The following is a 26,088-nucleotide window of genomic DNA, read 5'->3' as shown; positions in this document are numbered from 1 at the left end:
CGGGCGGACAGCCTTTGGGAGGGGTTTCGGGCCTGTCTTGGGGCGCGTCAGGGGGCTGCCAAAGACCGCGGCGGCCTTTGGCAGCGGTAGATTATCCCTCGATGCGGGTGAAGTCGGCGATCTGGCGGCCGGCGTCGCGGATGCGCGAGAGCAGGTTGAGGCGGTTGCGGCGCAGGATCTGGCTGTCGGTGTTGACCTGCACGGCCTCGAAGAAGGCATCGATGGGGGTGCGCAGGGCAGCGATGGCGGACATGGCGGCGGGGAAATCCTGTGCTGCCATGGCCGTGCGGATCGCCGGGCCGGCGGTGTCCAACGCGGTGAAGAGGGCGCGTTCCTCGTCCGTCTCGGCGAACTTGACGTCGGCGCCGAAGCTGTATTCGACGCCGTCTTTTTCCTCGGCCTGGGTCAGGATGTTGCCGGCGCGCTTGAGGCCCTGGGTGAGGTTTTTTCCGTCCTCGGTCCTGAGCATGTCGTTGAGGGCGGTGGCACTGTTCACCACCTGCACGAGGTCGTCATTGCCCTCCTGCGCGAGGACGGCGTCGATGATGTCGTGACGGACGCCCTGATCGCGGAGATGGACCTTGAGGCGGTCGTGGAGGAAGGCGAGGAGGTCGGCTGGCGCGTCAGTGAGCCACATTATCGTCGCATCGCGATGCGACACCGCGTCCGCTAGCTCCTTCTCCAGCGAAGATAGTTTCTCGATACATTCTTCCCGCGTTCTTCCCTCGCTGCTCAATAGCGTGGGGCGCCAGCTTTGATCAGCTAACTTAGTCTTTAGGTCCGTGACAGCTGACTCCTCATCCTTCCCAAGGTCACGGGCCAATAGGACAAAATGGTTCTCAAAGTAGTCTTCGACGAACTTCAGCAAAGGTAGCGGGATTTTGTTGTCAATTAACAACTTGATGGCACCGATACCTGCACGACGAAGAGCATATGGATCTTTAGAGCCTGTCGGCTTCTCATTAACGGCCCAAAAACCCATCAAGATGAACAGCTTGTCGGCCAGCGCCACCGCCACCGACACGGGTGCGGTCGGCACCGCATCCGAAGGCCCAAGCGGCGCGTAATGGTCGCGGGCGGCGTTGGCCACGGCTTCGGGCTCTCCGGCCTCCAGCGCGTAGTAGCGGCCCATGGTGCCTTGCAGCTCGGGGAATTCGCCGACCATGGCGGAGCGCAGGTCCAGCTTGGCCAGACGCGCGGCGCGTTCAGCTTGGGTCGCGTCGGCGCCGACCAGCGGGGCGATCTCGCGGGCCAAGGCCGCGATGCGCTCGATGCGGTCGGCTTGCGAGCCCAGCTTGTTGTGGAAGGTCACCGAAGACAGCCCCTCGGCCCACGCCTTCATGCCCGACTTCGCCTCGCGCAGGTCGTTGTCCCAGAAGAAGGCGGCATCCGACAGGCGGGCGGCCAGCACGCGCTGGTTGCCGGCCAGGATGGTGGCGCCGTCATCGGGGGTCGCGATATTGGCGACGGTGACAAAACCCTCAATCCGGCCGGTGCGGGGATTGCGGGCCGAGAAGAATTTCTGATGTTCCTTCATCGAGGTCTGCAGAACCTCGGGGGGCAGGGACAGGAAACGGTCCTCGATCACGCCCATCAGGGGGACGGGCCATTCGACAAGGCCCGCGACCTCGGCCAGCAGCGCCTCGTCGGGGACGATCTGCCAGCCGCGCGCAAAGGCCAGATTGTCGGCCTGCGACCGGATTTCAGAGGCGCGTTCCTCGGCATCCAGCATGACATGGGCGCGGCGCAGTTTCGCGGCGTAATCGTCAAAGCCCGAGACGGTGAAGGCGTCGGGGGCCATGAAGCGGTGGCCGCGCGTGACATTGCCCGCCGCGATGCCATCGACGCTCACGGGGACAATCTCGGCCCCGGCCTCATCCGAAAGGATGCACAGGATCGAATGCAGCGGGCGCACCCAACGCAGGGTGCCCGCACCCCAACGCATGGATTTGGGCCAGGGGAAATTGCGGATCGTGGTTTCCAGCACCTCGGCGACGATGGCGCTGGCGGGGCGACCGGGATGGGTGATCGTGGCGAACCAGACCTGACCCTTCTTGTCGTCGCGGGCCTGCAACTGATCGCGGGTCAGGCCGGTCGAGCGCAAGAACCCCTCCAGCGCCTTTTCGGGGGCGTCCGTGCGGGGGCCCTTTCGCTCCTCGGTCGTGGTGGGGCTGTTGGGGGTCAGTCCCTCGATGGTCAGGGTCAGGCGGCGCGGGGTCGAGAAGGCCCCGGCGCCGGCATAGGTCAGGCCGGCCTGCACCAGCCCCTCGGTCACAAGGCGCCGCAGATCCTCGCGCGCGCGGGCCTGCATGCGGGCGGGGATTTCCTCGGAAAACAGTTCGATCAGCAGGTCGGGCATCAGTCCATCACTCCGCGTTCCGGGGTCTTGTCAACATATTGGTGCCAGCCATAGACGCGGCCATCGGGATAGACGGCCAGCACCCGGTCCACATCGGGGCGGATGTCGCTGACCGACAGGACGGCGCGGGCGGTGCCATCCGCCAGATCGGCGCCGATCCGGGCCGCGTCGAAGCAGGCGAACCAGCGCGGGCCGACCAGCGGCGTGGCGCCCTCGAAGGGCAGGGCGTCGGCGGGCATGCCCGCGACCGTGGCACAGGCGCGCCAGCGCAGCGGAGAGCTGTCCGCGTCGATCCCCTCGAACCCGGTCAGGGTCAGGGGCGTCTCGCCTGCGGGGGTGGTCACCGACAGGGCGGCGCCGGGGCCGTTCGGGTCGATGGGGTCGTAATAGCCGTATTCCTGCGCATACCACATGCCCCCACCCGCAGCCAGCGCGCTGCCCAGCAGGGCCAGCGCGGCGATCCTGCCCCAGTTCATGCGGCGACCCCGCCCGCCGCATCCGTGGTCAGGAACAGATCGGCGCAGCCCTTGGCCAGCGCCCGCACCCGTCCGATATAGGCCTGACGTTCGGTCACGCTGATGACGCCGCGCGCATCCAGCAGGTTGAAGATGTGGCTGGCCTTGATCGCCTGATCATAGGCGGGATGGGCCATCGGGATGGTGCGACCGGCGCTGTCGGTCGGATCGGCGGTCAGGATGCGGGCGCATTCGGCCTCGGCATCCTTGAAATGCTGGAACAGCATGTCCGTGTCGGCCTGATCGAAATTCCAGCGGCTGTATTCCTGTTCGGTCTGGCGAAAGATGTCGCCATAGCTCAGCGGGATGGGCGCGTCGGGGGCGTTGAAGGGCATGTCCATGACATGTTCGGCCCCCAGCACATACATGGCCAGCCGTTCCAGCCCATAGGTCAGCTCTCCGCTGACGGGTTTGCAATCATGGCCGCCGACCTGCTGGAAATAGGTGAACTGGCTGACCTCCATCCCGTCGCACCAGACCTCCCATCCCAGGCCCCATGCGCCAAGCGTGGGGGATTCCCAGTCATCCTCAACAAAGCGGACGTCATGGACCATCGGGTCCAGCCCGATGGCGCGCAGGCTGCCCAGATACAGATCCTGCAGATCGGGCGGGGAGGGTTTGATGATCACCTGAAACTGATAGTAATGCTGCAACCGGTTGGGGTTCTCGCCATAGCGCCCGTCGGTCGGACGGCGCGAGGGCTGGACATAGGCCGCAGCCCAGGACCGGCCCCCAAGGGCGCGCAGCGTGGTCGCCGGGTGAAACGTGCCCGCGCCGACCTCCATGTCATAGGGTTGCAGGATGGCGCAGCCCTGTGCCGCCCAATAGGTCTGGAGGCGCAGGATGACCTCCTGAAAGCTGCGGGGTCGGTTGGGGCTGGTCATCGGGGCATCCTTTTGCGTAGATCGGGGGCAGGGCGCCCGCGTCTTCTAGGCGCGCGGTGGGACAGGGTCAATAAAGGCCGGGCAGCGGGCAGCGATCCCGCGACCAACGGGGGGCAGGGGCAGATGACGGGCAGGACGATCGCGATGGGGCGCGTGGCGGCGGTGCTTTTGGCCGGGCTCCTGGCGGGTGCAATGCCGGGCGCGGCGCTGGCGCAGGATGCGCTGATCCGGCTGGAGGCCAGGCGCGGCCCCGAGGCGGCTGCGGCGGCGCAGGGATGGGCCGAACGGTTCGACGATGTGGTGACGCTGGCGCTGCCGGGCGGCTGGACCGGCATCGCGCTTGGGCCGCTGGACGCGGCCGGGGCCGAGGCGCGGCTGCGGCAGTTGCGCGCGGCGGGTCAGGTGCCTGCCGACAGTTTTGTCAGCGTGCCCCCGGCGGGCACCGCGCTGACGCCTGTGGGCGACGGTGGCGGGGCGCTACGGCCCGCGATGGATACGGCAGGCGCGCCCGACGTTGCCCCCCCGGCGCCGCCCGCCCCGTCCGGCTTTCTGCGGCTGGAATCCTTTGCCGAGCGGGCCGAGGCTGAGGCCGCCCTGACCCGCACGCGCGAGGAGTTCCCCGAAGCCGGGCTGTGGGCCCTGCCCGATGGCTGGTTCGCCGTGGCGCTTGGCCCGGTCAGCGATGCGGCCGGGCAGGCCTGGTTGCCGGTGTTGTCGCGGGCCGACCTGATCCCCGACGATGCGATGCTGGTCGATGCCGCCGATCTGGGACAAGCGCTGGATGCGGGTCAGGCCCCCGGCCTGTCCGATCCCGACGGCCCCCAACCCTTGCCGCCGCTGGACGAGGTGCAGCGCGCCCTGCGATGGGCGGGCCATTATGCCGGAGAGATCGACGGCACCGACGGCCCCATGACCCGGGCCGCCATTCAGGCGCAGATCGCGCAAGGCCGCGCCTCGACCGATCCGGGCACGGCGCTGCGGCTGCTGATCGAACATCGCAGCGCATGGCAGGCCGAGATGGGGTTGCAGAGCCTGCCCGACAGACCCACCGGCCTGACGGTCACCGCGCCCATGCAGGCGCTACAATTCGACCGGGCGGAACGGGCGCTGTCGATCTATGGGCCGCGCGACGGTTCCGGGGCGGCGATGATCCTGTTCAGCCAGCCGGGCGGGCAACAGGAATTGCTGGATCTGGCCGGGCTGGTCACGGCGCTTGGCTGGGTGCCCGCACCCGAACGCAGCATCCGGCGGGGCCATGTCACCCTGCGCGGCACGAATGATGTCCATATCGGCGCCGCCGAGGGCTGGGTCCGCGATGGCCGGGCCGAGGGCTTTGTGCTGATCTGGCCCGCCTCGGATCCCGCCACCCAGACCCGCATTCTGGCCGAGATCAGCGACAGCCTGACCCGCCACGCACCCGGCGTGAACGAGGCCGCCCCGGCGCCCGCCGCTGCCGTGCCCGGATCGGCGACGCCCACCCCGGACGCGCCTGCCTCTGACGCACCATTGATGCCTTAGGCCCGCCAGAACCGCGGCAGCAGCAGGACCAGCACCGACACCAGCTCCAACCGGCCCAGAAACATGCCAAAGGTCATCAGCCATTTGGCCGAGGTCGGGAATTCGGCGATCGAGCCGTTTCTGGTGATCTCGGGGCCCCAGACCGGGCCGATATTGGCGATGGCGGTCCATGCGGCGGTCAGGGCCGTGCGCGGATGCAGCCCGGTCAGCGACAGCCCGACGATCAGCAGGCCAAAGGTCAGAAAGAACAGCGTGAAAAACGCCATGACCGAATCGACCACGTCCTGATCCAGCGGCTGGCCGTCATAGCGCAGCGGATAGACGCGGTGGGGCGAATGCATGCGGCGGATCTGGGCGCGGACGGCCTCGAACAACACCAGATAGCGAAAGACCTTGACCGAACAGCCCGTCGATCCGGTGCAGCCGCCGATCAGCCCGCAGATGATCAGCACCGTCAGCGACAGATGCCCCCAGCCCGTCATGTCGGTCGAGGCAAAGCCGGTGCCGGAAAAAGTCGAGATGGTGTTGAATACGGTCTCTCGTAAAATTTCCTCGGGGTGGCCGGTCTGGCCCAGCCACAGCATCCGATACGCGAGGATGATGATGCAGGCATAGGCGATCCAGCGCAGATAGGCCCGCACCTGCGTGTCGCGCCACAAGGGACGCGCCTGCCCGCGCATCAGCTGCACCATCCGGATGAACGGGATCGAGGCCAGGATCATGAACACGCAGGCCGCCCATTCCGCAGGCCCCAGAAACGCGCCGAAGCTGGCGTCGTAATTCGAGAACCCGCCGGTCGAAACGGTGCTGAAGGCCTGCACGACGGCGTCGAACCCGGTCATTCCCAGCAGCAGATAGGTGACGATGCAGGCCCCTGTCAGAATCAGATACAGCTGGGTCATCTGGCCCGCGATCTCTCCGGCGCGGGGCAGAACCTTGCCAAGCGTGTCGAAGCCTTCCGACCGGAAGAACTGCATCCCGCCGACCTTCATGACCGGCAGAAAGACCATCGCGACGACGACGATCCCAAGGCCCCCGGCCCAATGCAGGATCGCGCGCCACAGATGGATGCCGCGCGCCAGATCGTCCAGCTGCGGAAAGACCGTCGTGCCGGTGGTTGTAAAGCCCGACATCGATTCGAACATCGCATCGGTAAAGCTGGCATCGGGTGCGCCCAGCATGAAGGGCAGCGATCCGAACAGGGGCAGGACCAGCCAGATCCCCGAGGTCAGCAGGAAGGCCTGATGCAGGCTCAGATGGTCATACCGCCCCGCCGTCGCGGTCGAGATCATCACGCCCGTGACCACCGTCAGCATGCCGGATTCCAGAAAGACCACCCAATGCGGGTCGCCGGCCCACCAGTCCACCGCCATCGGCGCCAGCATGAACAGCCCGAGAACGGTCAGGATCCTTCCGATCGGGTGGGCTACGGGGCGGATGTCGATCATCGAACCTGCTTGCCGCGCCGTTGCGGTGCCGTCAAGCGGGACCGCACGGGGTGGATCGCGGCCCCCTTGGGCGGGGTGTGCGCGATGGTGCGACCACCGCCGCCCCTTGAACGGCGCCCCCGGGCAGGTTACCTTTTGTGCAACTTGTCATCGGAGGGCGTGTGTCATGACGCCCAAGCGTCCTGCGGGTGCGGACGCGGTCCCGAGAAATACGGTCGAACCGTCGGGCACCCGACATCCCGGGGAAGGGCCGCTTTATGCTGCGCTGGACCTTGGGACCAATTCTTGCCGGATGCTGATTGCCCGTCCGACGGGCAGTCAGTTTCAGGTCATCGACAGCTTCTCCAAGCCGGTTCAGCTTGGTCAGGGGCTGGAGGCTTCGGGTCGGCTGTCACGCAGTTCGATGGCCCGGACCGTGCATGCGCTGCAGGTCTGCAAGCGCAAGCTGGACCAGCACAAGGTCGTCAACATGCGTCTGGTGGCCACCGAGGCCTGCCGGCGGGCGCGCAACAGCCGCGATTTCCTGCGCACCATCCGGCGCGAGACCGGCCTGCCGATCGAGATTATCGGCTCCGAGGAAGAGGCGCAGCTGGCGGTGATCAGCTGTGCGCCTCTGGTCAGCCAGAAGACCGAGACGCTGATGGTCGTCGATATCGGCGGCGGCTCGACCGAGCTGGTCTGGATCGATCTGGAGGATGTCGAGCCCAAGGAACGGCCGCGCGCGATCATGCGGCTGTCCGAGGGGTTCGGCAATCCGCAGCCCGGCGGCGCGCGGGTCGTGGACTGGATCAGCGTGCCTTTGGGCGTGGCGACGCTGCGCGACCAGTTTTCCGATGTCGAGGACGATCAGGGCCGGTTCGCGCTGATGAGCTGGTTCTTTGAAGAGGCGCTGGCCAATTTCACCCCCTATGCCGACGGATCGCCCGATGAGGGGTTCCAGATCATCGGCACTTCGGGGACGGTCACCACGGTCGCGGCCAGTTTTCTGGGCCTGCGCCGTTATGACCGGACCAAGGTGGACGGGTTGGAGATGACCAGCGATCAGATCGACCGGGTGATCCATTCCTATCTGCAGCTTGGCCCCGAAGGTCGGCGCACGGATCCACGCATCGGGCGCGAACGCCATGCGCTGATCATGTCGGGGGCGGCGATTTTGCAGACTTTGATGCGCGTCTGGCCCACCAATAAGCTGTCCGTGGCCGATCGCGGCCTGCGAGAGGGGTTGCTTTACGCCCAGATGGTGCGCGATGGGGTGCTGACGCCGGACGGCCTGAACGGAGTGGCATGAGATGACGAAGACACCGACAAGCCGGGACGGCAAGACCAGCGGGCGGGGCGCCCGCGATCTGCGGGTGCGGGTGAAATCGGCCAAGGGGCGGAAACTGTCGTCCACCCTGTGGCTGGAACGGCAGCTGAACGACCCCTATGTGGTGCGCGCCAAGCGCGAGGGCTATCGCGGGCGGGCGGCCTACAAGATCCTGGAACTGGACGACAAGTACCGCTTTCTGGTGCCCGGCGCCCGCGTCGTCGATCTGGGCTGCGCACCGGGCGGCTGGTGTCAGGTCGCCGTGGCGCGGGTGAACGCACTTGGCGAGAAATCGGGCAAGAAAGTCGGTCGGGTGCTGGGGCTGGATCTGCAGGAGGTCGATCCCATCGCGGGCGCCGAGATCCATGTGCTGGATTTCCTGTCCGAAGGCGCCGACGATCTGGTCAAGGGCTGGCTGGGCGGGCCCGCCGATGTGGTGATGTCGGATATGGCGGCCTCATCCTCGGGGCATAAGGGCACCGACCATATCCGCATCGTGGCTCTGGTCGAGGCGGCGGCGCAGCTGGCCTTCGATGTGCTGGAGCCGGGCGGCACTTTCGTCGCCAAGGTTCTGGCGGGCGGCGCCGAGGTCGAGATGCAGACCCTGCTGAAAAAGCGGTTCACCAAGGTCGTGAACGTCAAGCCCCCCGCCAGCCGCAGCGATTCATCCGAGAAGTTCGTGGTGGCGACGGGGTTCAAGGGACGCGAGGCGTTGGGCGAGGATCTGGGCGGGGCGTTCGGCGAGGACTGACGCCGGGGTGCTTGCGTCCCGCGACGGCAGGGGGACTTTGCGTCCCCCCCAGCCCGCGCGCGGGCGTTCGGCGCTGAAAAAGGTCCACCGGACCTTTTTCCGGGCGCGCCTCACCCCCTGCAGGATATTTTCGTGAAGAAGAAGGGGCGGGGCTTTTCGGGATCAGGATGTGCGCATCTGGGTGCGGAAGGCCTCGGGCGTCCGGCCGGTGGCGGTGACGAAGGCGCGGGTGAAATGGGTGTGGCTGGCATAGCCCAGATCCTGCGCGATGCGCGCGGTCGGGCGGTCGGTGTGGCGCAGCAGTTCAGCGGCGCGTTCCAGACGCAGCTCGTGCAGCAATTCGACCGCGCGGCGGCCCCGGGCCTGATGGCAGGCGCGGTCCAGCTGGGTCAGGGTCGTGTCCAGATCCTGCGCCAGATCGGCCAGCGTGCGCCATGTCCCCATCTCGATCGCGGCCAGCGCCAGAAAGCGCTCGACCAGCGGTCGGTCGGGTGGGGATTGTGGCGTCCCGGGGCAATGGTCGCGTTCGGGCTCCAGCCGTGACAGGCGCAGCGACAGCAGGTTCAGATGGCAGCTCAGCGCGGCGCGATCGGGCCTGCGCGCGGCCTCGTCCACCAGATCGCGCAGGGTGACCAGAAACGCGGTGGCGCCAGCGCCGACGCAGCCTGCGATCATGGTCCGGGGCAAAGCCGGGTCCAGATCGGCGGTCAGTTCCGGCGCGATCATCAGCACATGCCCCCCGGCGCCCGACAGAGGCCGGGCGGTGAAGGCGGTGCCCGCCGGGATATAGCGCACATCGCCCGGCCCCAGCACCACGTCCCGGCGCGGGAATTGCAGGCGCATCCGCCCCGACGCCACCCAGATCAGCACATGATCGGGCCGGGTGCGGGGCAGGGCGGGGCTGCCGCGCAGATCGGCCGGACCACCCCATGCAAAAGCCTCGAGCGGGATCAGCCGCAGGCTGGCACGGCGGGGCGCGAAACGGCGCGAGGCGGGGGCCACCCGCACGGTCAGCGCGTCGGGCACCACCACCCGGCCCAAAGGCGCGATGCCCGCGCGCCAAGGCAGCGGGGCGATGCCATCGTCGGGGATGGTGGCGGCGGTTACGGCCTGACCGGTCGCTGTCGCACGGCCCGGGCCGTATGGCCTGAGGCGCGTCGGAGAGAAGGGAAATCCCCCCTTCCAGTCGGTGCGATCCCAAAGCGACATAGGTTCCGGGTCCGATCGGCGTTGCGGGTGACGGGCGCAGGAAGACACCCCATGCGCGAACTATTGCGACACAAGGTTAAAACACAATTAATGGTTGTCAGGTTTCGCGATCAGGGCGCGCGATGCAATCCAAAGTTGCTTGTCTGCCACATCTGCCAGTCCCGCATGCGGATCCGGAACCATTTCCGCTGCGCCCTTGCATATTGGCGCGAGGCGATGACGGCCCGGTCGCGGGCATCGGCCAAGCTGAGATCGCCCTGCAGATGGGCGATCAGTTCGGGCGCACCGATGGCCTTGGCCCATTGGGCGCCGGGAACCCAGAGGGACAGCATCGCGCGAGCCTCGTCCAGCGCGCCTTGCGCCAGCATCGTGTCGAAGCGGCTGGCAATGCGGGTTGCCAGCCAGTCGCGGTCGCTGGTGATCACGATGCGCTGGCAATCGGCGGCGGCCAGCAGCGGGGGCGGCGTCTCGGCCTGCCAATCGGCGATGCCGCGCCCGGTGGCGCGCCAGACCTCCCATGCGCGCTGGACGCGGACGGGGTTTTGCAGGTCGATCTGCGCGCGGGTGGGCGCGTCCAGTTCGGCCACCATCGCGGCCAGCCCGCCCGGCATCCGCAGTCGCGCATCGGCCTGCAGACGCAGGTCGGCGGGCGTGGCGGGGATCTGGGCCAGCCCCTGGGTCAGGGCGGTCAGATAAAGGCCGGTGCCGCCCACGACGATCAGCCGCTGCCCGGTCAGGCCCGCCACCTGACGCAGCCAGTCGCCCACCGAATAGGTCTGTCCCGGCGTGACATGACCGTACAGCGCATGCGGCGCCACAGCCTGATCGGCCGCCGTCGGACGGGCGGTCAGCACCTGCCAGCAGGACCAGACCTGCAATGCATCGGCATTGACCACCAGCCCGCCCTGTGCCTGCGCGACCGCCAGCGCCAGCGCCGATTTGCCACTGGCCGTCGGTCCCGCGATCAGCAGGTGGCGCGTGGCGTCGATCTGTGTCAGGTCGGGGTCCAGCATGGGGCATCCGGGCAGTTGATCCGGCCGCCCTTTTGCGACATTTAACGGCGCGATGAAAGCGACCGGCGACAGGAGCCCCCAATGACCACCGAGACCCCCCGTCAATATGGCCGCGTGATGCTGAAAATCTCGGGCGAGGCGCTGATGGGCGATCAGGGCTATGGCCTGCATCCGCCCACCGTCGCCCGCATCGCCAGCGAGGTCGAGGCCGTGCAGGCGATGGGCGTCGAGGTCTGCATGGTCATCGGCGGCGGCAACATCTTTCGCGGCCTGCAAGGCAGCGCGCAGGGGATGGAACGCACCACCGCCGATTACATGGGGATGCTGGCCACGGTGATGAACGCGCTGGCCATGCAATCCGCGCTGGAAGGCCGGGGCCTGCATTGCCGCGTGATCAGCGCGATCCGCATGGACGAGGTCTGCGAGCCCTATATCCGCCGCCGCGCCATCCGCCATCTTGAAAAGAAGCGCATCGTGATCTTTGCCGCAGGCACCGGAAACCCCTATTTCACCACCGACACGGCGGCGACGCTGCGCGCCTCGGAAATGACCTGCGAGGCGATCTTCAAGGGCACCAAGGTGGACGGCGTCTATGACAAGGATCCGAACAAATTTTCGGATGCCAAGCGCTATGACACGGTTAGCTATGACGAGGCCCTGCAGAAACATCTGGGGGTGATGGACGCTTCGGCGATTGCACTGGCGCGGGACAACAAGCTGCCGATCATCGTCTTTTCGCTGGATGCGCCCGGCGGCTTCCGGTCGATTCTGGAAGGTCGCGGCATCTATACCCGCGTCCATCACTGAGGCCACCCCAATGACCCTGCGCGCGCGCGTCGACGCCACCATTCACGGACCCCGTGTCCAGGCCTTCATCATGGGCGTCATCCTGTTCAATGCCCTGATTCTGGGGCTGGAGACATCGCGCACGGTCATGGCGTCATTCGGTTCGCTGATCCTGATGCTGGATGCGCTGTGCCTGACAATTTTCGTGGTCGAGATCGGGCTGAAGCTGTTCGCACGCGGGCCGCGATTCTTTCGCGACGGCTGGAACATCTTCGATCTGGTGGTGGTGGGCATCGCGCTGGCACCGGCGACGCAGGGGTTGTCTGTGCTGCGCGCGCTGCGCATCCTGCGGCTGCTCAGGATCGTGTCGGTCACGCCCCGCCTGCGCCGGGTGGTCGAGGGGTTCCTGTCGGCCCTGCCGGGCATGGCGTCGGTGTTCCTGCTGATGGGGATCATCTTCTATATCTTCGCGGTGATGGCGACCAAGCTGTTTGCCGGCGCCTTTCCCGACTGGTTCGGCGATCTGGGCAACTCGGCCTATTCGCTGTTTCAGATCATGACGCTGGAAAGCTGGTCGATGGGCATCGTGCGCCCGGTGATGGAGGTCTATCCGCAGGCGTGGATCTTTTTCGTGCCCTTCATTCTGGTCACGACCTTCGCAGTAATGAACCTTGTGGTCGGTCTGATCGTGAATTCGATGCAGGAGGCCCATCAGGAAGAGGAAACCGCCGCGACCGAGGCCTATCGCGATCAGGTTCTGGCGCGTCTGACGGCGATCGAGGAACGGATGGCCGCGACCGATGACCGGGCGGCAGGCGACGAACACAGGGCCGGGGGCAGGCGCGACGCATCCTAGGCAAACGTCTGCGTCATCGGGTTGCCGAATGTGCAGGCAAAGGCTTTGCCAAGCTGCGGCATTGTGGTTACAAGCGAAAAAAATTCAAATCAGAGGCGGTCCGGCATGGCTGAGGACATCGAAATCGACATCGACGATCTGGAACGGCGCATGAAAGGCGCGATGGACAGCCTGCGCGGCGAATTTTCCAGCCTGCGGACGGGCCGGGCCTCGGCCTCGATGATCGACCCGGTGCAGGTCGATGCCTATGGGCAGATGACGCCCATCAACCAGCTGGGCACCGTCAACGTGCCCGAGCCGCGCATGGTCACCATCAACATCTGGGACAAGGCGATGGTCGGCAAGGTCGAAAAGGCCCTGCGCGAAAGCGGGCTGGGGATCAATCCGCAGCTGAACGGCACGATCATCATGCTGCCCATTCCCGAGCTGAACGAGGAACGGCGCCGCGAGCTGACCAAGGTCGCCGCCCAATATGCCGAAAGCGCCCGCGTGTCCGTCAGGAACGTGCGCCGCGACGGCATGGATCAGGTCAAGAAGGGCAAGGCCAATGGCATGCCCGAGGATGACCAGAAGCTGTACGAGACCGAGATCCAGTCCCTGACCGATCGCATGATCGCGTCGGTCGACGAGGCGCTGGCGGCCAAGCAGGCCGAAATCATGCAGGTCTGAGGGGCATGGCACTGGCTCGGGGCGCAACGGCGGTATCGGGGACCACAACCAGTCCCCGTCATGTCGCCATCATCATGGATGGCAATGGTCGTTGGGCGACCGAACGCGGCTGGCCGCGTCTGGTCGGGCACCGCCGGGGCGCCGAACGGGTCAAGCAGATCGTCCGTGCCTGCCCCGAACTGGGGGTCGACTGGCTGACCGTCTATGCTTTCTCTACCGAGAACTGGAGGCGTTCGACCGAGGAAGTCCTTGGTCTGATGAAGATTTTCCGCCGCTATATCCGATACGAGGCGGAAGGCATGGCCGCCGAGGGCGTGCGTCTGCGCTTTATCGGCGGGCGCGATCGGCTGGACAGCAAGCTACAGGATCTGATGGCCTCGATCGAGGCGCGGACGTCAGGGAATACGCGCCTGAACCTGACCGTCGCGATCAATTATGGCGGGCGGGACGAATTGCTGCGCGCCTCGCGCAGGCTGGCCGAACGTATTGCGCAGGGCGAGATCCAGACCCCGACGCAGGCCGATCTGGAGGCCTGTCTGGACACCGCGGGCCAGCCCGATCCCGATCTGGTCATCCGCACCTCGGGCGAGACGCGGACCTCGAATTTCCTGCCCTGGCAGGCGGCCTATGCCGAATATGAATTCACCCCGACGCTGTGGCCGGATTTCACGCCCGATCATCTGGGCGCGATTCTGGATCGTTTCGGCATGCGCGAGCGGCGCTTCGGCGGCACATGAGCGAGGGACGGATCACCCGCGGCGCCGGACCCGGCAAATGGTCCGATCTGTCGCGGCGCGTGGCCTCGACGCTGGTGCTCTTGGGCATCGGCGTGATGCTGGCCGTGGCGCAGGGGATCTGGCTGCGGCTGGCGATGGCGGTGATCTCCGCGATCACCTTCTGGGAACTGGCGGCGATGACCGGCTGGAAGAACCCGGCCCGCCATGTGACCCTGTTCGGCCGGTCCCGCCCGATTGCGCTGGCCGCCATCGCGGGCGTGTCGCAGGCGCTGGCACTGACCGAATTTCACCCGCTGGCATGGCTGGCCCTGCTGCTGCCGATCCTGCTGGGTCTGCCAGGCGCCAAGGCGCAGGACCGGATCACCTATGCCCTGTTCGGCACCGCCATCCTGCTGGTCGCCTATGAGCTGGTGGTGTTCCGCGAGGCCTTCGGGCTGAATTTCGTGCTGTGGTTGATGGGGGTGATCATCATCTCGGACACGTTCGGCTATTTCTTTGGTCGGATGCTGGGGGGGCCGAAATTCTGGCCCTCGCTCAGCCCGAAAAAGACCTGGTCGGGTACGGTGGCGGGCTGGATCGGGGCCTGCCTGCTGGGCGCGGCCCTGTGGATGGCGGGGCAGGGCGATGCCTCGCTGATCTGGGTGTCGCCGCTGGTTTGTTTCGCCGGGCAGATGGGCGATATCGCCGAAAGCTGGCTGAAGCGCCGGGCCGGGGTCAAGGACAGTTCGAACCTGATCCCCGGGCATGGCGGTTTCATGGATCGTTTTGACGCAGTGACGGGCGCGGTGCTTGCCACCATGGTGATCGGGATTGTGACCAGCCTGCCCGTGGTGAACTGACCGATGCGACGCATTTCCATTTTCGGCGCGACCGGTTCGGTCGGCGCGAACGGCGTCGATCTGATCCGTCATGCGGGGGGCGCCGGGGCCTATCACCCCGTCGCCCTGACCGGCGGGCGCAACATCCCGCGTCTGGCGCAGATGGCCCGCGATCTGCGCGCCGAGATCGCCGTCACCGCATATGAGGATCTGCTGGACGACCTGCGCGCAGCCCTTGCGGGCAGCGGAGTCGAGGCTGCCGCAGGCGAGGCTGCGCTGATCGAGGCTGCCGCCCGCCCCGTCGACTGGACGCTGTCGGCCATCGTCGGCGCGGCGGGGCTGGCGCCGGGTCTGGCGGCGCTGGCGCAGGGCGGGGTTCTGGCGCTGGCCAACAAGGAATCGCTGGTCTGCGCGGGCGCGCTGCTGCGTCGGACGGGGGCGCGGGCGGGGGCCACGATCCTGCCGGTGGACAGCGAACATTCCGCTTTGTTTCAGGCGCTTGGCAATGAAACCCTCGACAGTGTCAAGGATGTGACGATCACCGCCTCGGGTGGGGCCTTCCGCGACTGGTCGCTGGAACGGCTGGCAGCGGCGACGGTGGCCCAGGCCTCGACCCATCCCAACTGGGCGATGGGGCAGCGGATCACCATCGACAGCGCCTCAATGTTCAACAAAGCCATGGAAGTCATCGAAGCGAAAGAGTTTTTTGGTCTGGACGCGGCGCGGATCAAGGTGCTGGTCCATCCCGAATCGATCATTCACGCCATGGTCACCCATCATGACGGCGGCACCATCGCCCATCTGGGCGCGCCCGACATGCGCCATGCCATCGGTTATGCGCTGCACTGGCCCGAACGTCGCCCCCTGCCGGTCGATCTGCTGGATCTGGCCGCCATCGGCAGCCTGACATTCCGCACCCCCGACGAAGGCCGCTGGCCCGCGCTGCGTCTGGCGCGCGAGGTCATGGCGGCAGGCGGTGCGGCGGGTGCGGTCTTCAACGCCGCCAAGGAACAGGCGCTGGATGATTTCATCGCGGGCCGCATCGGATTCACCGACATGGCCCCCCGGGTCGAGGCCACCCTGACCGCCCTGTCGGGCGAGGCGGGCTTTGGCCATGACCCCGACGATCTGCCGACCGTTCTCTATTGGGACGGTCTTGCCCGACGAAAGGCCGCCCGATGATCGACATGATCGCCCAGACCACAAGCACGCTCTGGACATTGGCGGCCTTTGTGGTCGCGCTGGCCGTGATCGTGACGGTCCATGAATATGGACATTACATCGTCGGACGCTGGTCCGGCATCCGGGCCGAGGTGTTCTCGGTCGGCTTCGGGCCGCGGCTGTTTTCGCGCTGCGACCGACGGGGAACCGTCTGGCAGGTCGCGGCACTGCCTTTGGGCGGCTATGTGCGGTTCTTCGGCGATGACAATGCCGCCAGCGCCGGGCCGGGCAGGGCCGTCGATCCGGCGCTGCGGCGCCAGACGTTGCAGGGCGCCCCGCTTTGGGCGCGGTTCGCGACGCTTCTGGCCGGGCCGGTCTTCAATTTCGTGCTGTCGATCATCGTCTTTGGCGGCTTTGCCATCGTGCAGGGCGTGGCCTTGGACGAGGTGCGCGTCGGCACCATCACGGATGCCCCCCCGGGCATCGTGAACGACTTGCAGCCCGGCGACCGGATCGTGGGGCTGGGAACTGCGCCCGTCGAAAGCTGGCGCGATATCGGCGCGGCCATCGACAGCCTGCCCGCTGCCTCGCAGCAGGACTGGCAGGTCGAACGCGACGGCCGGACCCTGACGGTCATCGGTCCCGACCCGATGCCCGCCCGGATCGGCGGCGTCGCGCCGCGCAGTGCGGCGGCCGAGGCCGGGATGCGGGCGGGCGATGTGGTTCTGGCCATCGACGACCAGCCCGTCGCCCGGTTCACCCAGATGCGCGAGGCCGTCGAGGCCGCCGAGGGGGCGCCCCTGTCCCTGCGCCTGTGGCGCGCAGGCAGCGAAGAGCGGGAGGTGACCCTGCGCCCGAAACTGTCCGATCTGCCTGCCGATGGCGGCGGGTTCGAACAGCGCTGGCTGATCGGGGTGACGGGGGGCGAAAGCTATTTCACGCCCCAGACCCGCAGCGCCGGTCCGCTCGAGGCGCTTGGCATCGGCGCCCGCCAGACCTGGGGGATCATCACCTCGTCCCTGACGGGGATGTGGGCGATGATCTCGGGTCAGATCGGCACCTGCAATCTGGGCGGCGCGATCAGCATCGCCGAAAGCACCGGGCAGGCGGCCAGCGCGGGCTGGGCGAATTTCCTGTGGTGGATCGCCGTCCTGTCGGCGGCCATCGGGTTTCTGAACCTGTTGCCGATCCCGGTTCTGGATGGCGGCCACCTGATGTTTTACGCCTACGAGGCCGTGCGGGGACGTCCGCCGTCGGACAAGGCGTTGAACCTGCTGACCGCCATCGGCATGGCGGCGGTGCTGAGCCTGATGATTTTCGGACTCACGAACGATCTTTTCTGCCCGTGATGCGGATGCGCTTTTGACAGGCCCGCCCTGTTCAGGCAAAGAACTAGGCAAAACGACAGCCCGAACAGGGCGCGTGCAGGCCGGAATCAAGAGGGGCTTTCGATGGAACGGAAACTGGGCAAGGGCGCCGTGGCGCTGATGACGGCCTTGGCGATCACGGTGCCGGTCGGGCTGATCCCCGGTCCGGCGCTGGCGGTGGTCTTTGGCGATATCCGGGTCGAGGGCAATCAGCAGATCGAAAGCGGCGCCGTTCTGTCCACGCTGGATCTGCCGACGGGACAGGATGTCAGCCCCGGCCAGATCAACGACGCCCTGCAACGCCTGCAGAATTCGGGCCTGTTCGAGACGGTCGAACTGGTCCCGCAGGGTGGCCAGCTGGTCGTGCGCGTCAGCGAATACCCGATCGTCAACCAGATCAGCTTCGAAGGCAACCGCCGCCTGAACGACGAGCGCCTGGCCGAGATCGTGCGGAGCCAGCCGCGCCGGGTCTATCAGCCCAGCCAGGCCATACAGGACGCGCAGGCCATCGCCCAGACCTATGCCGCCGAGGGGCGGCTGGCCGCCCGCGTCGATCCCCGCATCATCCGCCGTTCGAACAACCGCATCGATCTGGTCTTTGAAATTCAGGAAGGCAACGTCACCGAAATCGAACGAATCGGTTTCGTTGGCAACCGCGCCTTTTCCGACCGCAGGCTGCGCAACGTGCTGGAGACCAAGCAGGCGGGCCTGCTGCGCACCTTCATCCGCCGCGACACCTTTGCCCCCGAACGCATCCCGCTGGATGAACGCCTGCTGACCGATTTCTATCGCTCGCAGGGCTATGCCGATTTCCGCGTTCAGGGCACCGCGTCCGAGGTCGCGCGCGAACGTGATGCGTTCTTCGTGACCTTCAACATCTCGGAAGGGCCGCGTTATCGCTTTGGGCGCGTCGATACCGTGTCGGAAATTCCCGGCGTCGATGCGTCGGCCTTTGCCGAACAGAACCGGGTGCGGCGGGGCGGGGTCTATAACCCCTCGATCATCGACACGTCGATCCGCCGGATGGAAACCATCGCCATCCAGCAGGGCCTGAACTTCGTCAATATTGAACCGCGCATCACCCGCAATCCGCAGAACCAGACGCTGGATCTGACTTTCGCGCTGACCCGTGGCGAACGCGTCTTCGTCGAGCGGATCGATATCGAGGGCAATACCACGACGCTGGATCAGGTGATCCGTCGCCAGTTCAACACGGTCGAGGGCGATCCCTTCAATCCGCGCGAAATCCGCAATTCCGCCGAACGGGTCCGCGCGCTTGGTTATTTCACCGATGCGCAGGTCGAGACGCGGCAGGGCAGCGCCCCCGATCAGGTCATCGTCGGCGTCAATGTCGAGGAACAGCCCACCGGCTCGTTGTCGCTTGGCGCCAGCTATGGCCGGGCCTCGGGTGTCGGCTTCAACATCGGCCTGACCGAGCGGAACTTTCTGGGACGCGGCCAGACGCTTGGTCTGCAGGTCTCCACCGCCAGCGGCGACCGCGCGGCGGGCATCAACTTCATCGAACCGTTCTTTCTGGGCCGCGACCTGCGGTTCGGATTTGCCGCGAACTATAACGAGACCGAAAGCCTCAATTCCGATTTCGACACCCGCACGATCCGCATCCAGCCGTCGATCGAATTCCCCATCTCGGAGAATGCCCGGATCGAGCTGCGCTATCGCATCGGCGAAGACGATCTGAGCAATGTGACCGAGAACAGCTCGACCCTGCTGCAGGCCGAGGAAGGTTCGCGCATTACCTCGGCTTTTGGCTATACCTATAACTGGGACAGCCGCCGGACCGGGCTGGACCCGCTGACCGCCTATCGGTTCCGCTTCTCGCAGGATTTCGCGGGCGCGGGCGGCGATACCAAGACGATCACCACCACCGCACTGGCGGGCGTCGAAAGCACCGCATGGCGCGAAAGCGTGACCCTGCGCGGCGAATTCGAGGCCGGGGCGATCTATAGCTATGGCGATTATTCGACCTGGATTCTGGACCGCTTCCGCACCGGAAACCGTATCCGCGGGTTCGAGCCGAACGGCTTTGGCCCCCGCGATCTGGCAGCCGAGAACCAGGACGGCTTGGGCGGCAACTATTACTGGGCCGCCCGCGCCGAGGCGCAGTTCCCGATCGGCCTGCCCGAGGAATATGGCATTCAGGGCGGTCTGTTCGCCGATGTCGGCTCTCTCTGGGGTCTGGATCAGACCATCGGCACGGATGGCGTGGCGGTCGATGACGCCATGTCGGTGCGCGCCTCGGTCGGCGCCTCGATTTTCTGGACGACGCCCATCGGACCGCTGCGCTTCAACTTCTCGCATGCGCTGCGGCAGGAGGATTACGATATCGAACAGAACTTCGACCTGACGATCCAGACGAATTTCTGATGCCGCTGCGGGCTGTCACGGCTTTCGGGGGCACGTCTGTCTGGGTGCTGATGCTTGCGGCGCTGATCGCGCCGCCAGCCAGCGCGCAGCAGCCCCTGGGCGACGCGCCTGCCGATCTGCCCGGCCCGGGGATCGTGCCCATCGCCCCCGGTCCGGCCCTGCCGAATGGCACCATCGCCACGCCGGATGCGGCAGGGGAACGGGCGCCGATTCTGACGCTGGATCTGGATCTGCTCTATCTGTCCTCGGCCTGGGGGCTGCGCGCCCAGACCCGGCTGGAGGATGAGGGCGAGGGGGTGGCCGCCGAAAACGAGCGTCTGACCCAGTTGCTGTCCACCGAGGAACAACGCCTGACCGAACAGCGCGCGACCCTGCCCGCCGCCGATTTCCGCCGTCTGGCCGAGGATTTCGACCTGCGCGCCACCACGATCCGCCGCGAGCGCGCACAGGCGGTGCAGGATCTGAATGCCTGGGCCGAGGCCGACCGCGCCGCGTTCTTCCGCGAAGCCCTGCCGGTGATGGGTCAGATGATGTCCGACCGCGGCGCCGTCGCGGTGCTGGACCGGCGCACGGTTTTTGTCTCGCTGGATGCCATCGACGTGACCCAACAGCTGATCACGGCGCTGGACGACCGCATCGGCAATGGCGAGGGCGTGGTGCCGCTGCCCGCCTCGCCCCGTGCGGATCAGCCGGATGGGGATCAGCCGGATGGGGGCGCGGCGGCTGAGGGCCAGACGGATGGGGCCCAGCCCGACGCCAGTCAGCCGGATGCCGACGCCTCATCGACCACCCCTGCGCCCCTGCAGCCCTAAGCCGCGCCGGGTCTCAGGGCCAGGCGGGTTTCACGGCAGGCGGGCGATCCTCTCCAGCAGCAGCGCGAACAGCCCGTCGCGATCCACATCCTTCAGGAACAGGGCGTTGGACGCGCGACCGCTGACCCGCCACCAGTCGGCCACCGTCATGCCGGTGGTCCAGCGTCCCTCGGTCTCGATCTCGACATTGATCTCGCGGCCTGAAAACAGCTCTGGCTGCAGCAGCCAGGCGATGGTGCAGGGATCGTGCAGCGGCGCGCCCAGACTGCCATATTTTGCCGTATCGAAGCGTTCGAAGAAATCCGTCCAGCCCGCCACGGCAGGCCCGCAACGCCCCGGCAAGGCGCGCATCGCCTCAATCCAGGACCGGTCGGTCAGCGCCTTGTGGGTCACGTCCAGCGGCATGACGGTCAGGGGGACACCGGCCCCGAACACCGCGGCGGCGGCCTCGGGATCGACAAAGATGTTGAACTCGGCGGCGGGGGTGATGTTGCCCACCTCGAAATAGGCCCCACCCATCAGAACGATGCGTTCCACCCGTGCGACGATGTCGGGCGCGCGGCGAAAGGCCTCGGCGATATTCGTCAGCGGCCCGATCGCCACCAGCGTGACCGTGCCCGCCGCCTCCCGGCGCAGCGTCCCGATGATGAAATCGACCCCATGCTGCGCCTGCAGCGGCAGGTCCGGCGCGGGCAGTTCGATTCCGTCCAGCCCGGTCTTGCCATGCACATGCTCGGCCGTCACCAGCGCGCGGGCCAGCGGCCGGTCGCAGCCGGCAAAGACCGGCACGTCGCGCCGCCCCGACAGTTCGACCACCTTGCGCGCATTCACCTCGGTCAGCGCCAGCGGTACATTCCCGGCCACCGCGACGACGCCCAGAACCTCGATCTCGGGCGAGGCCAGCGCCAGCAGAATGGCCACCGCATCATCCTGTCCGGGATCAGTGTCGATGATGATCTTGCGCGCCATTCTGTGCCTTTTGTCTGCCTCAAGCGCGAATTTGTGCGCCAGCCATGAAAAAGGCGCAAGCCCCCGCCTGCGCCCTTCCTGCCTTTTTCTGAACTCCGCGCCGCCCTTTCATCTTGGCGGAAATATCCCGGGGGGGTCAGTCAGCGGTGCGCCATCGGTTCAAGAACCGCTGGCTGACGGGGGCTGGCCCCCCTCTGCCTTGCCCCCCTGCCGTGCCAGCCCTCAGCCGTCGAAGTTCACCCGCTCGATCAGATCCAGCGCCTGCGGGCGCAGATCCGAGATCTCGGGCAGGCTCAGATCGTCGGGGGTGAACTCGCCCCAGCTGGCGACCAGCTCGGACGGCGCGACGCCCTCTTTCACGGGGAATTCGTTGTTCGTTTCGGCATAGATCTGCTGCGCCTCGTCGCCGACCAGAAACTCCATCAGCTGCAGCGCCGCGTCGCGGTTGGGGGCCGAGGCGGTCATCGCCATACCCGACACGTTCACATGCGTGCCGCCATCCTCGAAGGTCGGGAACACGATGCGCACCGCCTCGGCCCAGTCCTTCTGCTCGTCATCCTTCAGCATCGCGCCCATGTAATAGGTGTTGCCCAGAGAGATGTCGCATTCGCCCGCCCAGATCGATTTGACCTGATCGCGGTCGCCGCCCTCGGGGCGCTTGGCCAGGTTGCCCTTGACGCCTTCCAGCCAGGCGAGGGTTTCTTCCTCGCCGTGATGGGCCAGGAATGCGGCGGTCAGGGCGACGTTGTAATCATTGGTAAAGCTGCGGGTGCAGATTCGGCCTTCCCATTTCGCATCGGCCAGATCCTCATAGGTGGTCACCTCGCCATCGGCCACGCGCTCTTTGCTGGCATAGACGATGCGGGCGCGGGTGGTCAGGGCGAACCACTGGTTGTCGTCATCGCGCAGACCGGCGGGGATCACGTCCAGCGCCTCGTCTTCGACCGCCTGCAGCACGCCCGCGTCCTTGACCTCGCCCAAGCGGGCGACATCCACGGTCAGGACCAGATCGGCGGGGGAACGATCGCCCTCGGCCTGCAGACGCTCGACCATGCCCTTGTCGACAAAGGCCACATTGACGGGGATGCCCGTCTCGGCGGTGAAGGCGTCGATCAGCGGCTGGATCAGCTCGGGCTGACGGTGCGAATAGACGTTCACCTCTTGCGCGAAAGCGGGCAGGGCGGTGGCGCTGAGAAGCGAGGCGAGGATGACGGGACGCATGGTAGACTCCTTTGGTCGGATATTTGGCGTCTTGTCTCAATTCCGACCAAAGCTGTCAATCTTTTGTGCGCCATCAAAAGGCCCGCAAGGCAGCCTTGCGCTGCGACGCATTGACCGCGCGCGGCGGGCGCGCTAGGGCGCGGGCATGGCACGCACACCCCTTTTGCAACTCTCCGAAATCTCGCTGACCTATGGCGGTGATCCCATTTTTGACGGTCTTTCGCTGAACGTCCAGCCAGGAGACCGCGTCGCGCTGGTCGGGCGCAACGGATCGGGCAAATCCACCTTGATGAAGGTCATGGCAGGCTTTGTCGAACCCGACCGGGGCGAGATCGTTTTGTCCGCCGGCGTCTCGACCGGCTATATGGAACAGGATCCCGATCTGGCCGGGTTCGAAACGCTTGGCGATTTCGCCCGCGACGGGCTGGAGCTGGGCGAGGATTACCGCGTCGACATGGCGGCCGAGGGGTTGAAATTCGACCCCGACCGGCCCGTGGCCACCGCATCGGGCGGCGAACGGCGCCGCGCGGCTCTGGCCCGGCTGCTGGCGCAGGCGCCCGAGCTGATGCTGCTGGACGAGCCGACCAACCATCTGGACATCGAGGCGATCGGCTGGCTGGAGGAGCATCTGTCCCAGACCCGCGCCGGTTTCGTGCTGATCAGCCACGACCGGGCCTTTCTGCGCCGCCTGACCAAGGCCACCCTGTGGATCGACCGCGGCGCCGTGCGCCGTCAGGAACGCGGCTTCGAGGGTTTCGAGGAATGGCGCGAGGCCACATGGTCGGCCGAGGATGACGCCCGCCACAAGCTGGACCGCAAGATCAAGGCCGAGGCCCGGTGGGCGGTCGAGGGGATCAGCGCCCGGCGCAAGAGAAATCAGGGCCGCGTCCGCGCGCTGGCGGATCTGCGCGCCGAACGCAGCAGCCAGATCCGCCGTCAGGGCACGGCTGCGATGGCATTCGACAGCGGCACCACCTCGGGCAAGCGGGTTGTCGAGGCGCGGGGGATTTCCAAGGCCTTTGGCGACAAGGTGATCCTGCGGCCCTTCGATCTGCGCATCCAGCGTGGCGACCGCATCGCCTTTGTCGGCCCCAATGGCGCGGGCAAGACGACGCTGATCAAGATGCTGACCGGAGAGATTGCCCCCGACGAGGGCACGGTGCAGATGGGCACCAATCTGGACATCGCGGTCTTTGATCAGGCCCGCGCGGCGCTGAACCCCGACCAGACCCTGTGGGAATCGCTGACCGGCGATCCCGACATGCGTGTCTCGGGGCGGGCCGATCAGGTCATGGTGCGGGGCCAGCCCAAGCATGTCGTGGCCTATCTCAAGGATTTCCTGTTCGACGATGCGCAGGCCCGCGCGCCCGTGCGCAGCCTGTCTGGCGGCGAAAAGGCGCGTCTGCTGCTGGCGCGGCTGATGGCGCGACCCTCGAACCTGCTGGTCATGGACGAACCGACCAACGATCTGGATGTCGAGACGCTGGACCTGTTGCAGGATCTGTTGGGCGAATATGACGGGACCGTGCTGCTGGTCAGCCACGACCGCGACTTTATCGACCGCGTCGCAGACACCACCATCGCCATGGAGGGCGACGGCCGCGCCACCGTCTATGCAGGCGGTTGGAGCGATTATCAGGCGCAACGCGGCGAAACCCCACCCGAAGAGCCTGTGGCCTCTGCTCCACGCGCTGCAGGCGCCGCATCGGCGCCCGCCAAATCCGCCAAGGGCGGTCTGAGCTTTACCGAACGGCACCGGCTGGAGGAACTGCCCGCCCTGATTGCCCGGCTGGAGGCCGAGATCGCCAAGCTGACCGAGTTCATGGCGGATCCGCAGCTGTTCGCCACCTCTCCGGCCAAGTTCAACAAGGCCAGCATGGCGCTGAGCGAGCGTCAGGCGGTCCTGGCGGATGCGGAAGAGGAATGGATGGGGCTGGAGGAGAAGGCGGCGGGCTGAGGCCGCGTCTTCTGCCGGGCCTTGCGCCGGTGGCGTCCTGGGGATGCCTCCGGCGGGGATATTTTTGCCAAGATGAAGCCTGTGCGGTCAGGCGCTGCGCAGTTCGGGTGTGTCGGCGCGGTTCAGGTGGTCGCGCAGCCAGCCATGGGCAAAGGTGATCTTGTGGCGCACCGGCGTGGTCAGAACGAAGGGATAGAGGTCGGTATTGTCCAGCGCGCGGTTGATGTCATTCACCGCGACCGCGACCTCGGCGGCGACGCCCAGAAGGCGGGCCGTGTCGGTTTCCAGATAGGGCCGGAAATCGGCGGGCACGCCCTGCATGGACAGGCCGGCACTGACGAAGCTGTCGGTGAAGTCGACCAGATGCAGCAGATGCGCGACGGTTTCGGCCCAGTCCTCGTGCGGGTGTGCGGTGGCATAGGGGGTGATGTAATCATCGCCCGGGTCATGGGGCTCGGCATAGTGGCGGCGCAGCGCCTCGGCGTAATCGGCGCGTTCGTCGCCGAATAGGGCGCGGAAGGCGGGCGGGAAGTCGGGATTGGATTCCGACAGGCGGTCGAACAGGAAATGCGCCAGTTCGTGACGGAAATGACCGACCATCGAGCGGTATTGTTCGCCCAGATCCAGCTGGCGCTTGAGGCGGATCAGCTCGTCCGCCTCGGTCACGTTGATGGTGATCTCGCCGTTGTCATGGCCCATGATGATCTGCAGCGCGCGGCCGCCCGTATGTTCGGACAGCATCAGGAAATGCGGGCGGCGGCCCGGATCGTCTGGCGTGAACCAGCCCCATTGCGCCAGATTGGCCAGCACCCATCGCTTGGCCCGTTCGGCCCCCGACAAGAGGCGTTCGTTGTCGCCCACATGCAGGCGCGGCACGACCTGCGACATCGCGCAGGAGCGGCAGAACGTGCCCGGCGCGGGCGCTGACCAGTTGCAGCCGATCGTGTCGCGATTGGCGCAATGCGGGTCGACCGTCGACATGGCCATGGCGACGGGATCGAAGCTGAGATCCCGCCCGCAAGGGCATGTGAGATTGTGGAAATAGGCGCGCGTCCCGCAATGGGGACAAGAAAAGCGTTGCATATGGGGAACCGGATCCTGTCTCTGGCTGGGTACAAGCCGGTTTGGGCTGCGAGGGTTCCGCTTTGAGTTGCGCAGGATGCGCGAAAGCGGGTGGCGGGACTTGACTTGGGGCTTTGGATCGGCGAAACGCCTGTCACCGGCCGGGCACCTGCCCGTGGCCGGTCGATTTTATTTCAATGACACCCTTTGACGGGGTGCGCAGTCCGACGGCGGGAATGACCCGGAAACATCTGCCGACGCGGCAGGGGCCACAGGACGCGGATG

General features: G+C 66.6%; 22 protein-coding genes. 13 read left to right on the top strand and 9 right to left on the bottom strand.

Annotated features, from left to right (window positions below):
- Positions 1 to 91 precede the first annotated feature (91 nt).
- From glyS to EG885_RS12680, 3 genes are read right to left on the bottom strand one after another with little or no spacing between them, the layout of a single operon-like run.
- A complete protein-coding gene (gene glyS, locus EG885_RS12690) occupies positions 92 to 2,359 on the bottom strand; it encodes a glycine--tRNA ligase subunit beta (RefSeq protein ID WP_131575107.1) in 2,268 nt (755 codons plus the stop codon).
- Positions 2,359 to 2,835, bottom strand: coding sequence for a DUF6446 family protein (locus tag EG885_RS12685; RefSeq protein ID WP_131575105.1), 477 nt, complete (start codon positions 2,833 to 2,835; stop codon positions 2,359 to 2,361). The genes glyS and EG885_RS12685 overlap by 1 nt, the downstream gene beginning before the upstream one ends.
- Positions 2,832 to 3,758 (bottom strand): glycine--tRNA ligase subunit alpha, encoded by a 927-nt coding sequence (locus tag EG885_RS12680; protein WP_131575103.1) that lies wholly within the window; start codon positions 3,756 to 3,758, stop codon positions 2,832 to 2,834. Before EG885_RS12680 ends, EG885_RS12685 begins: the two co-directional genes overlap by 4 nt.
- A 123-nt stretch (positions 3,759 to 3,881) precedes the next feature.
- Here EG885_RS12680 and EG885_RS12675 point away from each other — a divergent pair, with 123 nt between their 5' ends.
- On the top strand, positions 3,882 to 5,276 hold the full coding sequence (locus tag EG885_RS12675) for a peptidoglycan-binding domain-containing protein (RefSeq protein WP_242679636.1): 1,395 nt from the start codon (positions 3,882 to 3,884) through the stop codon (positions 5,274 to 5,276).
- Here EG885_RS12675 and EG885_RS12670 read toward each other — a convergent pair.
- The gene (locus tag EG885_RS12670) at positions 5,273 to 6,724 is read right to left on the bottom strand and encodes a TrkH family potassium uptake protein (RefSeq protein ID WP_131575101.1); all 1,452 of its coding nucleotides are present in this window, start codon (positions 6,722 to 6,724) and stop codon (positions 5,273 to 5,275) included. The genes EG885_RS12675 and EG885_RS12670 overlap by 4 nt on opposite strands.
- Positions 6,725 to 6,890: 166 nt before the next feature.
- On the opposite strand from EG885_RS12670, the gene EG885_RS12665 reads away from it, so the two are divergent.
- Complete coding sequence (locus EG885_RS12665) at positions 6,891 to 8,012, top strand: Ppx/GppA phosphatase family protein (RefSeq protein ID WP_131575099.1); 1,122 nt, start codon at positions 6,891 to 6,893, stop codon at positions 8,010 to 8,012.
- A gap of 1 nt (position 8,013) precedes the next feature.
- Positions 8,014 to 8,781, top strand: a complete 768-nt coding sequence (locus tag EG885_RS12660) for an RlmE family RNA methyltransferase (RefSeq protein ID WP_131575096.1) — start codon at positions 8,014 to 8,016, stop codon at positions 8,779 to 8,781.
- A gap of 162 nt (positions 8,782 to 8,943) precedes the next feature.
- Here EG885_RS12660 and EG885_RS12655 read toward each other — a convergent pair whose 3' ends face one another.
- Together EG885_RS12655 and miaA are read right to left on the bottom strand one after the other, a co-directional pair.
- Positions 8,944 to 9,990: a helix-turn-helix domain-containing protein gene (locus EG885_RS12655; protein ID WP_131575094.1), complete on the bottom strand. Its 1,047-nt coding sequence runs from the start codon at positions 9,988 to 9,990 to the stop codon at positions 8,944 to 8,946.
- A 110-nt stretch (positions 9,991 to 10,100) separates the two neighbouring features.
- Positions 10,101 to 11,003: a tRNA (adenosine(37)-N6)-dimethylallyltransferase MiaA gene (gene miaA / locus EG885_RS12650; RefSeq protein WP_131575092.1), complete on the bottom strand. Its 903-nt coding sequence runs from the start codon at positions 11,001 to 11,003 to the stop codon at positions 10,101 to 10,103.
- Positions 11,004 to 11,084: 81 nt separating this feature from the next.
- Here miaA and pyrH point away from each other — a divergent pair, with 81 nt between their 5' ends.
- The 9 genes from pyrH to EG885_RS12605 all read left to right on the top strand — a co-directional run bounded on the left by pyrH (position 11,085) and on the right by EG885_RS12605 (position 20,594).
- Positions 11,085 to 11,810, top strand: a complete 726-nt coding sequence (pyrH, locus tag EG885_RS12645) for a UMP kinase (RefSeq protein WP_131575090.1) — start codon at positions 11,085 to 11,087, stop codon at positions 11,808 to 11,810.
- Between the two features lie 10 nt (positions 11,811 to 11,820).
- Entirely contained in the window at positions 11,821 to 12,645 is an 825-nt protein-coding gene (locus EG885_RS12640) for an ion transporter (RefSeq protein WP_131575088.1), read from the top strand.
- Positions 12,646 to 12,750: 105 nt separating this feature from the next.
- A complete protein-coding gene (frr, locus tag EG885_RS12635; protein WP_131575086.1) occupies positions 12,751 to 13,314 on the top strand; it encodes a ribosome recycling factor in 564 nt (187 codons plus the stop codon).
- 5 nt (positions 13,315 to 13,319) lie between these two features.
- Positions 13,320 to 14,051, top strand: coding sequence for a polyprenyl diphosphate synthase (gene uppS / locus EG885_RS12630; protein ID WP_131575084.1), 732 nt, complete (start codon positions 13,320 to 13,322; stop codon positions 14,049 to 14,051).
- Positions 14,048 to 14,890 carry a phosphatidate cytidylyltransferase gene (locus tag EG885_RS12625; protein WP_131575082.1) on the top strand — a complete coding sequence of 281 codons (843 nt, stop codon included), beginning with the start codon at positions 14,048 to 14,050 and terminating at the stop codon, positions 14,888 to 14,890. Before uppS ends, EG885_RS12625 begins: the two co-directional genes overlap by 4 nt.
- A 3-nt stretch (positions 14,891 to 14,893) precedes the next feature.
- Entirely contained in the window at positions 14,894 to 16,051 is a 1,158-nt protein-coding gene (dxr, locus tag EG885_RS12620) for a 1-deoxy-D-xylulose-5-phosphate reductoisomerase (RefSeq protein WP_131575080.1), read from the top strand.
- Complete coding sequence (gene rseP / locus EG885_RS12615; protein WP_131575078.1) at positions 16,048 to 17,379, top strand: RIP metalloprotease RseP; 1,332 nt, start codon at positions 16,048 to 16,050, stop codon at positions 17,377 to 17,379. The genes dxr and rseP overlap by 4 nt, the downstream gene beginning before the upstream one ends.
- Before the next feature lie 102 nt (positions 17,380 to 17,481).
- A complete protein-coding gene (bamA, locus tag EG885_RS12610; protein WP_131575076.1) occupies positions 17,482 to 19,782 on the top strand; it encodes an outer membrane protein assembly factor BamA in 2,301 nt (766 codons plus the stop codon).
- Positions 19,782 to 20,594, top strand: coding sequence for an OmpH/Skp family outer membrane protein (locus tag EG885_RS12605; RefSeq protein ID WP_131575074.1), 813 nt, complete (start codon positions 19,782 to 19,784; stop codon positions 20,592 to 20,594). Before bamA ends, EG885_RS12605 begins: the two co-directional genes overlap by 1 nt.
- 30 nt (positions 20,595 to 20,624) lie before the next feature.
- On the opposite strand, the gene EG885_RS12600 is transcribed toward EG885_RS12605, so the two are convergent.
- On the bottom strand, positions 20,625 to 21,563 hold the full coding sequence (locus EG885_RS12600) for a nucleoside hydrolase (protein ID WP_131575072.1): 939 nt from the start codon (positions 21,561 to 21,563) through the stop codon (positions 20,625 to 20,627).
- A 222-nt stretch (positions 21,564 to 21,785) separates the two neighbouring features.
- Positions 21,786 to 22,784, bottom strand: a complete 999-nt coding sequence (locus EG885_RS12595) for a Fe(3+) ABC transporter substrate-binding protein (protein WP_131575070.1) — start codon at positions 22,782 to 22,784, stop codon at positions 21,786 to 21,788.
- A 145-nt stretch (positions 22,785 to 22,929) separates the two neighbouring features.
- On the opposite strand from EG885_RS12595, the gene EG885_RS12590 reads away from it, so the two are divergent.
- On the top strand, positions 22,930 to 24,741 hold the full coding sequence (locus EG885_RS12590; RefSeq protein WP_131575068.1) for an ABC-F family ATP-binding cassette domain-containing protein: 1,812 nt from the start codon (positions 22,930 to 22,932) through the stop codon (positions 24,739 to 24,741).
- An 87-nt stretch (positions 24,742 to 24,828) separates the two neighbouring features.
- Here the strand turns inward: EG885_RS12590 and EG885_RS12585 are convergent, their stop codons facing one another.
- Positions 24,829 to 25,824 (bottom strand): putative zinc-binding metallopeptidase, encoded by a 996-nt coding sequence (locus tag EG885_RS12585; RefSeq protein ID WP_131575066.1) that lies wholly within the window; start codon positions 25,822 to 25,824, stop codon positions 24,829 to 24,831.
- Between the last annotated feature and the right edge of the window lie 264 nt (positions 25,825 to 26,088).

It is taken from the genome of Paracoccus nototheniae (assembly GCF_004335005.1).
GTDB lineage: Bacteria > Pseudomonadota > Alphaproteobacteria > Rhodobacterales > Rhodobacteraceae > Paracoccus > Paracoccus nototheniae.
This window is presented reverse-complemented; position numbering and strand designations above follow the sequence as displayed.